This window comes from Streptomyces sp. Je 1-332, from assembly GCF_040730185.1.
Classification (GTDB): domain Bacteria; phylum Actinomycetota; class Actinomycetes; order Streptomycetales; family Streptomycetaceae; genus Streptomyces.
Genome location: NZ_CP160402.1, coordinates 4,659,609 through 4,673,852, shown reverse-complemented (window position 1 = coordinate 4,673,852; position 14,244 = coordinate 4,659,609). Strand labels below are relative to the sequence as shown.

Below are 14,244 nucleotides of genomic sequence, written 5' to 3'. Positions count from 1 at the left end.
ACATCGCGCGCGAGGCCAATCTGCCCAACCCCGTTCCGCTGAGCAAGATCAGGAACGATTCCCTGCTCAAGGTCAACACCGGTAACGGACAGCCACCCAGTGGAAGCCCGAGTGAAGCGGAACGCAGAACGGCGTTCCCAGCCCGCTCAGCCCACCGCGTTCTCCGCCACGGCACGTCCCTGCACCGTCACGTCGCCGCCGTAGAACATCCCCGTGAACACCGGGCTGTAGGTCATCTGGACCTCGACCTCGACCTGATCCGCGTTCGCCGTCACGCAGTGCGTCGCCGCGACGTCCCCGCCTCGCATGCCCGTCGAGCGTGCGTACGCCTGTACTCGTGCGCCGCAGTTCTCGTAGTTGATGGGCGCCCCCTTGGCGCCCTCGTAGATGCCCTCGGTGTCCAGGTCCTGCGCGGCGTAGCGCGCGGCCTGTTCCGCGATGTCCGCCGCACGCTCCCGCTTGGAGATGGACATGCCGCCGTCGATGACGAAAGCGGAGAGGGTGAGGAAGACGATCGCGAAGATGATGACTGCGCCCGCGCCCGAACCCCGGTCGTCGAGGCGTTCGCGACGGGAGGCCGCCCATTCATGCCATTCACGCATACGAGAGCTGAAACAAGGAGTCGTGCTCACGCCGACCTCCGGTAGGGGTCCAGCGACGAGCTGAAGTTGGCCTTCAGTGTCGTCTCCATGTCGAGGCCGAGCATGCCCAACCCCCGTACCTCGCAGCTGACTTCCACCGTGAAGAACGTGCCGGGTTCGAAGCCCTGGCTGGTCTGGTTGACGGTGACCGGGCCGACGCATGAGCCCTCGAGGTCGGCCACGGCGGCCGCACGCGCCTCCGCCATCGCCGTGCCGCTGTCCTTCTGGATCGAGCCGGCGCGCGCGGCGTCACGCGCCGCGCCGTCGACGGCCCCCCGGGCGTCGACGAGCTGTCCGAAGGCCACCAGGAGCAGGATGAAGAGGATCATCACGGGCGCGAGAATGACCACTTCGACGGTCGAAAGCCCCCGGTCCGAGGCGCCGACCGATGTGTGGTCCGACGCGTCCTCCGACGACCCGTTGGTTACCTGCTCCGGCAGCCGGTTCGACGCACGGCCCGACATCTCAGCCCATACGTTCCTCATCAGCCGCCCTCACCCTCCTCGACGAACCGCTCCACCGGCCCGGACGACTGCGCGCGCACCGTCATGTCGAGGCCGGGGAAGACAGAGGGCACCTTCGCGGTGATCTCCACGCCGACGGTGTTCGCCTTCGGCTCCACCGTCTTCACGTCCGGGCCGAGGACCAACTGCGGTCCCAGCTGCTGGATGTAGTCGTCGACCACGTCACGCGCGTCGCCCCGCCACCCGCCCGGATTCTCGTCGGCCGTCGCACGCGCCTTGCGCGCGCCCGCCTGGGCCGCGGCCTGGGCGACATGGTCCGCGAAGAAGTACAGCGCGAACTGCACCGTAGCGAAGATCATGAAGAAGAGCACCGGGGTGAGCAGCACGAACTCGATCGCGGTCATGCCGGATTCACCGCGGGTGGAGGCTGCCTCCACCCTGCGGCGTACCCATCGCTTCACACGCCCGTGCACTCGTATCCGCCTTCGCTCCCCGGTCTACGGCTGATCAGCAGGTGCCGTCCTGGTCGGCGCCCTCGATGCACTTCTTGACGTCCTCGGCGCCGCCCTTCAGCGCGCCGTTGATGACGGCGGCGACCACGCCGACGATCGCCACGACGACCGCCGAGATGATGACCCACTCGACCGCGGACGCACCGCGGTCGAGCTCGCCGGAGCGGGCACGCTGCACGCGGCCCTTCAGGAAGGTGACAAGAAAGTCCACAGCCGGGTTGCCGGTGCTGAAGTTCCGTCCGTTCATGGTGAGTTGTCCTCTCAGGAGTGGGGGGAGGTTGTCGGGCCGCCCCCGTCGGCCGGCCCGTCCTTCGCTCGTAAAGACCGCTGGAGCTAGACCTGGAACACGCGCATCGCCGCCGGGAAGATGAGGAAGACCAGGAAGCCCGCGCACAGGAGCAGCTGAGCGACGAGCATCGACTGCGACTTCTCGCCCGCGCTGCCCTCGATCTCGGCCATCTCGCGATGGCGCATCGTCTCCGCGCGGGAGGCGAGCGACTCGCGCACCTTGGCTCCGTCGTCGGCCACCAGGCCGAGAGAAGCCGACAGGTCCTTGAGCTCCTCGACGCCCAGCTCCTCGCCGAGCGAACCGAGCGCCTGCCACTGGCTGATGCCGGTGATCCGCGCGTCGGCCAGGGCGCTTCGGATACGTTGCGTCGCCCATCCGTCGGAGACCTCAGCCGCCGCCATCAGGGCCTCCGGGAGGCCGCGGCCGCCCGCCAGGCTCATCGACACCAGGTCCAGATAGGCACCGATGACGCGGCGCAGGTCGCGGCGCTTGTCCGCGGCGTCCCGACGTACTTCGAGGTCGGGAAGGAAGAAGAAGATGACGCCGAACATCAACGCGAGCCATACGGGGATGATCGGGCTGCGACCGACTCCCAGCGTCCAGACGATGACGAACATGAACGGCCCGAAGAAGAGCCCCGCGGCCGCCAGCAGCGTCTTCGTCGCCAGGAACTTCTCCCAGCTGCGGTCCAGCACCGCCAGGTCGGCACGGAGCGACCGCTGCTCCCAGCCCTGCTGGAGGTAGAACTCGGCGACCCGTGTGCCCACCCGGGAGCGCGTCGTCTCCAGGCGTCCGGAGGCCTTCTTGCTGTCCCCGGCAGGCGAGCGATGCGACTCGTACGCCGCCCCCCGCGCCCGCATCGCGTCGATCCGCGCGACCGTGGCGACCGCACTCCGCTTGGAGGGCATCAGGGCACGGACGAGGGCGTAGATGCCAAGGCCCATGATGGCGCCGATCACTATCGGCATCGTCAGGCTCATCGACGTACCCCCTCGGGATTCGAGTAGCCGGGCTGGCCGGGCTGGCCAGGGCTCGCGCCCGGCTGCGGCTGGCCGTACGGCCCCGCCGGGCCCGTCAGCGGTGCCTGCTCACCCGGAGCGCCCGCCCCGGGCACAGCACCCGGCCCCCGCGGCCGCACGAACTGCACGCCGGGCTCGTCGCGGACCAGGAAGCGGTCCGGGGTCTCCACGGTCGAGAGCTTGCGCAGCCACCAGAAGCCGAGCGCGAACAGGCCGCAGACGCAGGCGAGTACGAGCTGGCCGACGGCCGTGCCGTAGGGCTCGACGAAGTCGCGGTTGAAGATCGAGAGGCCGAGCACGAACGCGATCGACACCGCGACCACGATCTGCACCGAGCGCCGCGTCGAGGCGCGCTGCGACATCACGCGCTGGCGCATGTCGACCTCTTCGCGCGCCGACTTGGCGAGGGCGCCGAGGACCTGGCGCAGTCCGGGGCCGCGCAGCTTCGCGTTCAGGATCAGCGCCGCCACGATGATGTCCGCCGACGCGTCGTCGATCTCGTCGGCCAGTATCTGCAGGGCCTCGGGAAGCGGCGTACGCGCACGCAGTCGGTCCACCAGGGCGTCCAGGTGGGGGCGGAGGACGGGTGCCGCCGCCCGCGCCGACGCCGGGATGGCCTGTTCAAGGCCGACCGCGCCCGCGATGGTGTCGCGCAGCGACTCCGTCCAGGCGGCGAGCGCCTCGACGCGCTTCATCTGGGCCCGCTCCTCGGACGCGCCGCCGAACAGCTTGTCCCAGAAGAAGACGAGGACGCCGGACGCGATGCCCGCCACCGCCCAGCGCGTGAGGAGAAGGACCACGAGGCCCACGCCGATCGCGAGCGAGCCGCGCTGTCCCGCGAACCGGATGAGTTCGCTCATCCGCTCGCTGGCCTTCTGCTTCTCGTGCTCCGGCTTCACCGGCAGCCCGCGCAGCGCGATCGCGAGGACCGCGAGGCCTCCGCCGACCGCGATGCCGCAGCCCAGTGCGTACAGGACGGGCAGCGAGAAGACGCCGCCCATCGAGCCGAGTGAGTTCATGTCGTGCTCACCCCCATTGCCCGGCGGGGCGGTAGCCGAACGCGGCCAGGTCGTCCATGCAGGCGATCGGCGCGTGCGCGACGACCTGCCCGTTCGCGGCCTCCGCGAAGACCTCGCTGGACAGGACGCGGCCGTCGACGCCGTTGACCTCGCGGACCGAGGTCACCATGCGCTGGAGCTTGCCGCCGGTCTGGTAGTTGTTGCGCCGCTGGATGAAGACGACGAAGTTGACTGCTCCGGCCACGAGCATCTGGCTGGCCTCGATGGGCAGCCGCTCGGTGGCCTGGAGTGCGTACGTCGAGATGCGGTTGAAGACCTCACTCGAACTGTTGGCGTGGATCGTGGAGAGCGAGCCGTCGTTGCCCTGGGACATCGCGTTCAGCATCGTCACGATCTCGTCGCCGAGTACCTCACCGACGATGACGCGGGAGGGGTTCATACGGAGCGAACGGCGTACGAGCTCCGCCATCGAAATCATGCCCTGGCCCTCGGAGTTGGGCAGCCGCTCCTCGAACGCGACGACGTTCGGGTGCAGGTCGGCGAACTGGTCGAGGCCGAGCTCCAGAGCGCGCTCGACGGTCACCAGACGCTCGTGCGGCGGGATTTCGTTGGCGAGGGCCCTCAGCAGAGTCGTCTTACCGGCGTTCGTCGCACCCGCGATCATGATGTTCTTGCGGGCCCGCACCGCGCATGCCATGAAGTGGGCGACCTCGGGGGTCAGCGTGCCGTTGCCCACCAGGTCCGACATGAAGACCTTGCCCATGCGGGCACGTCGGATGGAGAGCGCGGGGCGTCGCGTGACGTCCATGACGGCCGACAGACGTGAGCCGTCGGGGAGCCGGAGGTCGAGCTGCGGGTTGGCGGAGTCGAAGGGGCGCGAGGAGAGACCGGAGTACGCGCCGAGGATCTGGATGAGCTCGACGAGCTCCTCGTCGGTCTCGGCGACCGGATCGGCCTTGGTCTCGCGGCCGTCGGCGTAGCCGACGAAGACCTGGTCGCAGCCGTTGATGTCGATGTTCTCGACCTCGGGGTCGTCGAGCAGCGGCTGGAGCCGTCCGACGCCGAAGAGCGCCGCGTGCACGGCGGCCGCGTACTTCTCCTCGGTCTCGGCGTCCAGCGGGGTGCGCCCGGCGTTGATCTCTATCCGGGCGTACTCCTCCAGGATCTGGGCGATGACGGCGCGGGCGTACTGCCGCTCGTCCTCGCCCGACATGGGGGTGACGCCGGAGACCTGGTCCAGGCGGCGCTGCTCGGCGATGCGGTCACCGGCGTCCTGCCGGAACCGCTTGACGAGCTGATGATCGACGGGAACGCTCATCGGCCGGTCCCGTGGGTGCCCGGCATGCCCTGCGTGCCCTGCGTGCCCTGCATGCCCACGGTGCCGTGGCCGTGAGCGCCCATGGCTCCGTGGACGCCCGTGTTCGGGTTGGCCCAGGCGGCGCCGTACTGCTGGTAAAGGTCGACGGTCACCTTGCGGGCCGAGCGAATGAGCATGGACTTGTCGAGACGCCCGCGCTTCCGCCCTGCCAACTGCTCGGCGCCCGCCGGGTCTTCGGCGAGGGTGCCGACGACGCGGGCGCCGGTCTGCGCGGCCATCAGCATGTCGTTCACCTGGTGGACGAGCTTCGCGGATGTCGACGGATCGGCGATCAGGAGTACGCCGATGAGCGGGGTCGCCAGCGACGCGGCCCCGCGTGAACCGCCGTGCAGCTTGGCGGCGAGGGCCGCGGCACGGTCGCGTACGCGGGCGATGGCCTCGGGCTCGGTCCGCGAGACGAGCAGCACGAGGGCCGCCTGCGGGAAGAGCTCGACGGCGGGAGTGTCCCCACTGATGCGTCCGCAGTCAGCAATGACGTCGGCGGGCGCGTGGGGTGAGTCGGCGAGCTGCGAGAAGGCGCGGCCGAGCGTCGGCCAGAGACCCGCGAGCCCGGCGGCCTGCTCGGCCACACCGAGCCCGACGAGCACTTCGAGCCCGCCGCTCAACGGCTGTGTGTGGTCCCAGAGTTGATCGGGGACAAGCCCACGACGGGCGGTGGCCGCGATGCTGAGCATCCCGGTGTTGGGGTTGAGCGGGCCGCCGTGCGCGGCGGCGCTGCGGTAGACCAGGTCGCCGCCGGCGGGGTCGGTCTCCGCGACGAGGACGCGCCGCGGCCAGACGGCTGCGAGCGCGACGGCCGCGGTGGTGACTCCGGGAGACCCCTTGTCAGCGGCGAGAGCAATGAGCGCCATGTCTCTTCTACTCGCCTCTAGTTGCCGTTGGGAGACACTTGGACGAGAGAGACGGCACCGGCGGACGCGGCCCTGGTGACGGCTGCGGCGTCGGCGCTGTCCACCAGGAGCGTGATGCCGAGGGAGCCGGTGCTCACCGTGGCATCGCTCTTGTCCGCGACAGCGGTAACGCGGGCGGCCGAGACGATGGGTGAGTCACTCGTGCCGGTGCCGGCGGAACCGCCGGTCCCCTTGTCGCTGGAGCTCCCTCCGGAGGTGGAGTCGCCGACCTGGTAGACGTCCACGCTGTCGCCGGACTTCAGACCCCTCGCGGGGTACTGCCCTTCCTTGAGGGAGACGCCGACGGCCGACTTGCCCGCGGGCAGCCCGCTCTTGCCGGAGAACATCTCGCCCACGGCGAGGGCGCCCTTGGGGATGGTGTTGGTGGCCTTGAGCTTCTTCAGCTCGGGGACCTGCGACCACTTCACGTAGTTGATGCCCGCGTCGTCGGCGACCATGACGGAGGAGATGTTGTCCTCACTCACCGACTCCCCCGCCGCGATCTCCGCGGTCACCTTCACGACCTCCACCCGCTCCCCCGCGCGCAGCACGAGAACGGTGGCGCCGAGGGCGCCGATGAGGATGAGCAGAACGGCCAGGGCGGCGAGTGCCGGTTTGCGCTCGCGAGGCGGCGCGGGAAGGCGCTCACCTACCGCTGGCTGAACCGGCGCGGCGGAACGGCTGTTGCCCGCCCCCGTACGCTCTTGGATCTTCACGCAACTGCTCCCCGCACGCCCAAGAAGATTCGGTCATTTTCAGACACTCGCGACTCTCTTCGCCAACCTCGGGCGGGCTATTCAGCCCCAGGCACAGTGTCAAGTCATCGCACCGTATCAGCAGCACATAAGCCCCTCAAGGCGCGTTCTGGCTGCCGGAGCCCTCGCTCCCCATCGTTACCCACGCGCAATCCGTACTCCATGGTTCCCACGCATTCCGGGATCGCGGGCAGGGAGGGAGATGTGCGTACGCGAATAATTCCCCTTTGCGCAACGGGCGCTTGTGGGGCGTGGTGACGAGGAACACCGGCTGATCGCCCGGCCGATGAGCGGTTGATCCGTCAGCCGCACGGATGACGCGGGGAGGGACGGGAGTGGTTCCCGGGGGTTCGGGTTGGGCGGGGTTCGGCCATGTGTGGAGGGCTGGGGGGCTTCGGCCGCATACGTCACTCGGTGAGTCGCATGGGTCAACCGATGAACCGCATACGTCGGCCGATGAACCGCATACGTCGGCCGATGAACCGAGGCTCGGCCTGCTTCGTCTGACAGGCCGGCGGCACGCGCCAGCCCGCACCAGCCCGCACCAGCCCGCACCAACGGAGCTCGATACGGCGTGCCGCACCGGAAATTCCTGCTCTGCTAGACACGGAAGAGAATTTCAACCCCCATGAGACTTTCCTCTCCCACGCGCACCCGACGTCCCTCACGGAGGGCTTCCCGCAAGGCCATGACGGCAACAGGCGTGGCTACAGCCGCCCTTGCCATGCTGGCCACCGGCACCCCCGCGGCGCACGCGATCATCGGCGGCACCGAAGTGTCCAACGATGCCTACCCGTTCATGGCGGCCGTGCTGGACAAGGGCGCCGGCAGCCCGCTGGACCGCCAGTTCTGCGGCGGCAGCCTGGTCACGGCGGACACGATCATGACGGCGGCACACTGCCTGGTGAACGACGCGGGCAAGCCACTGAGCCCGAAGAAGCTCCAGGTGGCGGTAGGCCGCACGGTCCTCTCGTCCGCGGGCCAGGGCCAGATACGCAACGTCGCGAAGGGCGGGGTGGTGGTACACCCCCGCTACCTCAAGGGCCAGGAGGCCTACGACATCGCGTTCATCCAACTCAGCAAGCCGGTAAAGGGGATAAGCCCGATCGCGCTCCCCACCCAGGGCACGGACGCCCTGATCCGCCCCGGCCAGAAGGCCACGGTCGCGGGCTGGGGAAACACGGACACGGACCTCCCCAACACCCCGGACCGCCTACGCGAGGTAAAGGTCCCGATCCTCTCGCACGCGGAATGCAGGACGAGCTACGCCGAATACGACGCAAAGGTCAATTTCTGCGCGGGAGTCGAAACGAAGGACTCCTGCCAGGGCGACAGCGGCGGCCCCATCTTCCGCAACGTCCCCGGCCGCAGGGCCCCGATCCAGATCGGCGTCGTCTCATACGGGGACGGATGCGGGGCGCAGGGGGCTCCGGGGGTGTACACGTCGGTGAGCTCGTCGAACGTGTGGAAGACGTTGGATGAGTCGGCGGGTGGGAAGAGGGTCACGCGGGCGATGAACCGCGGCTGACGTGTGCGCGAGCTCGGCCCGGCTTCGCCGCTGGGCCGAGTTCGACCAGGCCAACCCCGTTGACCAGCGCTTTTACGTCTGTATGAGAGAACACATACGCGCCCTAGACTCGCTCCGGATACGGTCGCGTGGGTATGCGCACGGATGGAACTACGGGGGCGGGCGGCAGCTATGGGTGATCTGGGCAAGGAGTCGGCGTCGATAGCGAAGGCGGCACCGCTGCTGCGCAAGGCTCCGCATCACATCGCGAAGCCCTTGCACGATTTCAAGGCGGAGTCGCACGATTTGTCGGCCCTGGGCGCGCTGGGCGCGTTGATGAGCGCGACCGATGATGTGCGCGAGGGCATGGAGACGCTCTCCGATCTCGCGAAGGACCTCGCCGATGAGTGGGAGGCAGAGGCGAAACTGATGACCGACCTGTCCGAGGCCTTCGACGCGCTGGACGTGCTGATCGAAGCTGCTCTGCGCGCCGACAAGCGAGGCTGAGCCCGGTGGTCGACCTCAACCCCCTGCACTACATCAACAAGTTCAACCACATGGCCGGCGACAACATGGCCAGCATGATGGAGTTCCTCGGGATCTCCGACCCGGCGGTCGACCCCGACGGCATCCGCGAGATCGCCAAGAAGTGGCGCGCGCTGGCCAAGGCGGTCGACGCCTCCGTCAAGGAGGCCGAACACGCGCTGAAGGACGTGACCTGGGAAGGCAAGACCGCCACCGCGTTCTCCAAGCGGGCCAAGAAGACCCGTACGCAGGCCACCACCATGGCCGACTCGCTGCGCGACGGCGCGGACGCGCTGGACAAGTTCGCCGACGAAGCGCACGAGCTCCTCACCGAGCTCAACGTGATCATCCTGGAGATCATCGAGGTCGAGCTGGCCGGCCTCGCCCTTTCGGTCCTGACCGGCGGCGCCTCCGCGGTCGTCGGCAGCCTGGCGGCGGGCGCCCGGTTCGCCAAGGCGATGGCGGTGATCGGCCGGATCGAGCACGCCGGCACGGCGATGGCCCGCACGATCCGCGCGGTACTCGAAGTCATCCGCGGCCTCTCCCGCGCACTGAAGGCGCTCAAGGACATCAAGTCGATCGCCAAGGTCGGCAGGATGGCGGGCCAGGGCGCGAAGTATTCGGCCCTGGACGCCTTGCTACAGGACCCGTCCACCTTCAAAGATCCCAAGAAGCTCGCGGAGACTCTCGCCCTGGGCGCGGCGATGGGCGTGGGACTCGGAGGCCTCGGCAAACTCCTCGGCAAGGGCCTTGGCAAACTCAAGCCCAAGGACCTGGCCAAGCTACGCGGCGCGATGAAGTTCAACTGCGCCTCGTTCCAGCGCCTTTCGATGCGGCCGGGCTTCGACAAGCTGCCCGCATCGGTGCGCAACGCGCTGAAGAAGTTCGTCCGGGACCCCATCGACGTGGCCACCGGCGACATGGCCCTCACACGGGCGGACGTCCAACTGCCCGGCGTACTGCCGCTGCTCCTGGAACGCACACACCTCTCCTCCTACCGCTTCGGCGGCTGGTTCGGCCCGTCCTGGGCCTCGACGCTCGACCAGCGCGTCCAAGCCGACGACGAGGGCTTCGTGTACGCGGCCGCAGACGGTGCCCGCCTCTGCTTCCCCATGCCCGACCCGGAGACGGGCGGCCCCGTCACGCCGGAGACACCCGGCTCACGCCTCTCCCTGACCTGGGACGACGAGATCGACGGCGCGGTCCGGATCACGGACCCGGACACCGGCCTGCTCCAGGTGTTCCACAGCCCGGTCCCGGCGGCCGACGACGAAGCGGTCGATCTCCCGCTCCAGTACATCCAGGACCGCAACGGCAACCGCATCACCATCGAGTACGTCGAGGCCGACATCCCTGCAGCGGTGGTCCACTCGGGCGGGTACCACATCGCCCTGGACCGCGACGACGACCTCTCCCGCATCGTCGGCTTGCGTCTGCTGGACCCCGCAGACCCGACCGGGGCGGGCACCACGCTGATCACGTTCGGCTACGACACGGACGGCCACCTCACCGAGGAGACCAACTCGTCTGGCCTGCCGCTGCGTTACACCTATGACGACGTCGGCCGCATCACCTCCTGGACCGACCGGAACGAGACCACGTACTGGTACGCGTACGACGACCAGGGCCGGGTCACGGCAACCGGAGGCACTGGCAATGCCCTCGCCTCCACTCTCATCTACGACTCCATCACCCACACCACCCGTGTCACCGATTCTCACGGCCACACCCGCACCTACGAACACAACGAAGGCTTCCGACTCATACGCGAGACCGACCCGCTGGGCAACGTCACCGACCAGGAATGGGACGATGAACAGCAACTGTTGTCGGTAACAGACCCATTGGGCCACGTCACGCGATACGCCTACGGCGAGAACGGCCGCGTGACATGTGTGACGCTGCCAGATGGCACGGAATCATCCGCGGAATACAACGAACTGGGGTTGCCGACCTTGGTAGTTGACCTCGACGGTTCTCGGTGGGTCCGGGAGTACGACGAGGCCGGGAATCTTGAGGCAGTCACCGACCCGGTTGGCCGCACCACGCGCTACAGCTACGACCAGGCCGGTGGTGTCACCCGTTTCACCGATGCTCTTGGACACCTCACCCTGCTGCAGAATGACAAGGCGGGCCTGGTCGTCGAGGTGACAGACGCACTGGGGGCGGTGAGCGCCTACGAGCGTGACGCGTTCGGGCGCCACATCGTCCTGACCGACGCTCTCGGTGCGCGGTCCCGCACGGAGTGGACGGTCGAGGGCAGACTCTCGCGCCGCGTCGAGGCCGACGGCTCGGAGGAGGTGTGGCTCTACGACGGGGAAGGAAACTGCACACATCGTACGGATGCAAATGGTGGTGTCTCACACTTCGAATTCTCGAACTTCGATGTCATGTCGGCGCGAACCAGTGCTGACGGGGTGCGTCACGAATTCACGTACGACACCGAACTGCGGCTCACCCAGGTCACCAATCCGCAAGGTCTGACTTGGGATTACAAGTACGACCCGGCTGGCCGGCTGGTCGAGGAGTCAGATTTCGACGGCCGGGTGCAGCGCTACACGCATGATGCGGCAGGCCGTTTGGCCGAGCGGGCGACTCCGCTCGGTGAGACCATTCGGTACAGGCGTGACGCGTTCGGGCAAGTGACGAGGAAGGACGTAGCCGGGCGGATAACCGAGTTCTCGTACGATGTGTCGGGCCGCATGCTGCGAGCGGCCGCACCGAGCTCCATACTCGAGCTGCTCTGGGATGAGACCGGTCAACTGCGCTCGGAGACAGTTGCCGGCCTGGAGTTGAGCTACGACTACGACGGTCTCGGCCGCCGTGTGCGGCGCACCACGCCGTCAGGGGCCGTCAGCACATGGTCGTATGACGCTGTCGGAAACCGTACTGAGCTGACAGCGGCAGGCCGGAGCCTCCGTTTCGAGCACGATGCGGCAGGGCGCGAGATCGCCCGTCACATAGGCGAGCACCTTACCTTCGCCCAGACCTTCGACGAGCGGGGTCGGCCGGAAACCCAGACCGTCACGGGCCCGCAGCAGCGTCTCATCCAGGGTCGTACATATCGGTACCGAGCGGACGGGTACGTGACGGGCATCGAGGACGACCTGCGCGGCGGCACAACACGTTTCCAGCTGAACAAGGTTGGCCGTGTCACAGGGGTCCGAGCCGATGGATGGCGCGAGAGCTATGCATATGACTCGGCAGGCAACCAGACGGACGCTTCCTGGCCGGCGGCGCATTCCGATCAGACAGAACAAGGGCAGCGCGACTACACGGGGACGAGGATCCTGCGGTCCGGCAGCACCCGGTACGAGCACGATGCCGCAGGGCGCATCGTGCTCCGTCAGAGGACCCGCCTTTCTCGCAAGCCTGACACCTGGCGATACACCTGGGATGCCGAGGACCGGCTCACGTCGGTCATCACCCCGGACGGCGCGGAGTGGCGCTATACGTACGACCCCCTCGGGCGGCGTATCGCCAAGGAGCGGATCTCGGACGACGGGAAGACGGTCGCCGAGCGTGTCGACTTCACCTGGGATGGCACTACCCTTTGTGAGCAGACGACCCACGATGAAGCGCTCGGTGGCCCTGTCGTTCTCACATGGGATCACGACGGGACACGGCCGCTCGTCCAGACGGAACGCAAATGCGCGGGCGACGCCGACCAGGAGCAGATTGACGAACGCTTCTACGCCATTGTCACCGACCTCATCGGCACCCCGACGGAACTGATCGATGAAGACGGGAGCGTTGCTTGGCACACTCGCTCCGCTCTTTGGGGTACGACAGCCTGGGCTGCGGAAAGCGTCGCCTATACACCACTTCGGTTTCCAGGTCAGTACTTCGACCCGGAAACCGGTCTGCACTACAACTACTTTCGGTACTACGACCCTGCCACAGGCCGTTACCACTCTCCAGATCCACTCGGGCTCAGCCCCGCGGACAACCCGCTTACCTACCCACACAATCCATGCACATGGTCAGATCCCCTCGGTCTCGCACCAGAGTGCGGAGATCCGCCCCCGAGTGAATGGGTACCGGATGAGAACTATTCAATTGATGCGGTCGACAGGCGCAACGAGGGGAACGCGGATCGTGCAGCTTGGTTCAACACTCCGCAGGATGCGCATGATCTGGTGGGGCGCATCGTGAGGAACCCGAACTACCCACAACGAATGACCGGCCCAGCGCACAACCAGCGGCCCGACTTCTACCAAGGAGGTAACAGCCGAGCTGGACAACGGTGGGCAGGATCACCCATCTACGACAACGGAAACCCCACGAGCCAGCTACGGGTCGTAGTCGATGGCGATGGGAACATTGCCTACTTCGGCAGGCGCAAAGATGGTTCACACAACTATGACCAGGTCATTCCATACCCCTGGGCAAAGAGGCCGTAGCTCAGGCAGCCTCGTGGAATGATCGCGTTTGACAGAGGATCTAATGCAGGAAACACAATTGGCAAGGTCGTTGGCCAAAGCCGGCCTGACGTACCTGGGGATGATTGATTCGCTCGCGCCACTAATCCCACCCAACCTTGCGTCCTTTGTGAATTCCACGGCCGCTGACGGTCACTGTGCTGCTGTCGGTCTGGAAAACGTCGCGCCGAACCTGGTAGAGAGCTTCAATGGTGAATGGCACAGGCTCTGCCTGAGCGAGGGATTGTTCCCTTCGAGCAAGCCAGAGTTTCTGCTCGCCGTGAACGAGGGAAAATCCGACCCCTCCAATGCCTTGTGGTGGGCGCGGGTCGCGCTGGAGACGGAATGGGACTTGGCCGGGGCCGGCGCCGCGGCCGGCGTCACGGGGAACGGGCAGGGGCGGCCGGAGTTTGTGATGTTGTCCGGCGACGGCAACGTCATCGCTCGTGGCTCGACGGGGGAGCAGTACACGGACTGTGTCCTCCTGAGGAATCCACACCGGGTGCAGAAGATCCGGGAGCTCGGCGCCGACATGGCCCATTGGACTGACCTCCCACTGTCCACACGAGACGCCGTGGCGCGGTGGCTGGAGCACACTCGTTCCGAGTGAGTGGGGCACCCCCACGAAGGGCAGTCTGCTGCGGTAGGAGGTGAGTGGGCGCCTCTCCGCTGGAGCTCCGGAATCACGTAACTTTTAGACATGCCCGCCGATTCGGCCCCGGCTCTGAGCGGATCCTCCGGCCCGATTTACGCGCCGTGGCCGCGCGGTCAGCGAGTGGGAGCACCGATTCGAGTTCTTCGTGGCCCAGCGGATATAAGGGGTG

The 14,244-nt window shown here is 67.4% G+C and carries 13 protein-coding genes; 4 read left to right on the top strand and 9 right to left on the bottom strand.

Going from position 1 to position 14,244, the window contains the following annotated elements:
* Positions 1-146: 146 nt before the first annotated feature.
* The 9 genes from ABXJ52_RS21245 to ABXJ52_RS21205 all read right to left on the bottom strand — a co-directional run bounded on the left by ABXJ52_RS21245 (position 147) and on the right by ABXJ52_RS21205 (position 6,928).
* Positions 147-602, bottom strand: coding sequence for a pilus assembly protein TadG-related protein (locus ABXJ52_RS21245; RefSeq protein WP_367044213.1), 456 nt, complete (start codon positions 600-602; stop codon positions 147-149).
* Between the two features lie 26 nt (positions 603-628).
* A complete protein-coding gene (locus tag ABXJ52_RS21240) occupies positions 629-1,126 on the bottom strand; it encodes a TadE family protein (protein WP_367044212.1) in 498 nt (165 codons plus the stop codon).
* The gene (locus ABXJ52_RS21235) at positions 1,126-1,578 is read right to left on the bottom strand and encodes a TadE family protein (RefSeq protein WP_367044211.1); all 453 of its coding nucleotides are present in this window, start codon (positions 1,576-1,578) and stop codon (positions 1,126-1,128) included. The genes ABXJ52_RS21240 and ABXJ52_RS21235 overlap by 1 nt, the downstream gene beginning before the upstream one ends.
* A gap of 34 nt (positions 1,579-1,612) precedes the next feature.
* On the bottom strand, positions 1,613-1,864 hold the full coding sequence (locus tag ABXJ52_RS21230; RefSeq protein WP_367044210.1) for a hypothetical protein: 252 nt from the start codon (positions 1,862-1,864) through the stop codon (positions 1,613-1,615).
* Positions 1,865-1,950: 86 nt separating this feature from the next.
* Positions 1,951-2,886, bottom strand: coding sequence for a type II secretion system F family protein (locus ABXJ52_RS21225; protein WP_367044209.1), 936 nt, complete (start codon positions 2,884-2,886; stop codon positions 1,951-1,953).
* On the bottom strand, positions 2,883-3,944 hold the full coding sequence (locus ABXJ52_RS21220) for a type II secretion system F family protein (protein WP_367044208.1): 1,062 nt from the start codon (positions 3,942-3,944) through the stop codon (positions 2,883-2,885). The genes ABXJ52_RS21225 and ABXJ52_RS21220 overlap by 4 nt, the downstream gene beginning before the upstream one ends.
* A 7-nt stretch (positions 3,945-3,951) precedes the next feature.
* Positions 3,952-5,262 (bottom strand): ATPase, T2SS/T4P/T4SS family, encoded by a 1,311-nt coding sequence (locus ABXJ52_RS21215; protein WP_367044207.1) that lies wholly within the window; start codon positions 5,260-5,262, stop codon positions 3,952-3,954.
* Positions 5,259-6,173 carry a hypothetical protein gene (locus ABXJ52_RS21210; RefSeq protein ID WP_367044206.1) on the bottom strand — a complete coding sequence of 305 codons (915 nt, stop codon included), beginning with the start codon at positions 6,171-6,173 and terminating at the stop codon, positions 5,259-5,261. Before ABXJ52_RS21210 ends, ABXJ52_RS21215 begins: the two co-directional genes overlap by 4 nt.
* A 17-nt stretch (positions 6,174-6,190) precedes the next feature.
* Positions 6,191-6,928 carry an RcpC/CpaB family pilus assembly protein gene (locus ABXJ52_RS21205; protein ID WP_367044205.1) on the bottom strand — a complete coding sequence of 246 codons (738 nt, stop codon included), beginning with the start codon at positions 6,926-6,928 and terminating at the stop codon, positions 6,191-6,193.
* 727 nt (positions 6,929-7,655) lie between these two features.
* Between ABXJ52_RS21205 and ABXJ52_RS21200 the strand changes: the two genes are divergently transcribed.
* The 4 genes from ABXJ52_RS21200 (at position 7,656) to ABXJ52_RS21185 (ending at position 14,030) form a co-directional block, all read left to right on the top strand.
* Positions 7,656-8,495 carry a serine protease gene (locus tag ABXJ52_RS21200; protein ID WP_367044203.1) on the top strand — a complete coding sequence of 280 codons (840 nt, stop codon included), beginning with the start codon at positions 7,656-7,658 and terminating at the stop codon, positions 8,493-8,495.
* Positions 8,496-8,666: 171 nt separating this feature from the next.
* A complete protein-coding gene (locus ABXJ52_RS21195; RefSeq protein ID WP_367044201.1) occupies positions 8,667-8,981 on the top strand; it encodes a hypothetical protein in 315 nt (104 codons plus the stop codon).
* A gap of 5 nt (positions 8,982-8,986) precedes the next feature.
* Positions 8,987-13,402, top strand: coding sequence for an RHS repeat-associated core domain-containing protein (locus ABXJ52_RS21190; protein ID WP_367044199.1), 4,416 nt, complete (start codon positions 8,987-8,989; stop codon positions 13,400-13,402).
* Positions 13,403-13,445: 43 nt separating this feature from the next.
* Positions 13,446-14,030 carry a hypothetical protein gene (locus ABXJ52_RS21185; protein WP_367044198.1) on the top strand — a complete coding sequence of 195 codons (585 nt, stop codon included), beginning with the start codon at positions 13,446-13,448 and terminating at the stop codon, positions 14,028-14,030.
* The last annotated feature ends 214 nt before the right edge of the window (positions 14,031-14,244 follow it).

Excerpts from the sequence above, each read along its gene's own strand:
- ABXJ52_RS21245 (WP_367044213.1), bottom strand. The coding sequence starts at position 602 with ATGCGTGAATGGCATGAATGGGCGGCCTCCCGTCGCGAACGCCTCGAC.
- ABXJ52_RS21240 (WP_367044212.1), bottom strand. The coding sequence starts at position 1,126 with ATGAGGAACGTATGGGCTGAGATGTCGGGCCGTGCGTCGAACCGGCTG.
- ABXJ52_RS21230 (WP_367044210.1), bottom strand. The coding sequence starts at position 1,864 with ATGAACGGACGGAACTTCAGCACCGGCAACCCGGCTGTGGACTTTCTT.
- ABXJ52_RS21225 (WP_367044209.1), bottom strand. The coding sequence starts at position 2,886 with ATGAGCCTGACGATGCCGATAGTGATCGGCGCCATCATGGGCCTTGGC.
- ABXJ52_RS21220 (WP_367044208.1), bottom strand. The coding sequence starts at position 3,944 with ATGAACTCACTCGGCTCGATGGGCGGCGTCTTCTCGCTGCCCGTCCTG.
- ABXJ52_RS21215 (WP_367044207.1), bottom strand. The coding sequence starts at position 5,262 with ATGAGCGTTCCCGTCGATCATCAGCTCGTCAAGCGGTTCCGGCAGGAC.
- ABXJ52_RS21210 (WP_367044206.1), bottom strand. The coding sequence starts at position 6,173 with ATGGCGCTCATTGCTCTCGCCGCTGACAAGGGGTCTCCCGGAGTCACC.
- ABXJ52_RS21200 (WP_367044203.1), top strand. The coding sequence starts at position 7,656 with ATGACGGCAACAGGCGTGGCTACAGCCGCCCTTGCCATGCTGGCCACC.
- ABXJ52_RS21195 (WP_367044201.1), top strand. The coding sequence starts at position 8,667 with ATGGGTGATCTGGGCAAGGAGTCGGCGTCGATAGCGAAGGCGGCACCG.
- ABXJ52_RS21185 (WP_367044198.1), top strand. The coding sequence starts at position 13,446 with ATGCAGGAAACACAATTGGCAAGGTCGTTGGCCAAAGCCGGCCTGACG.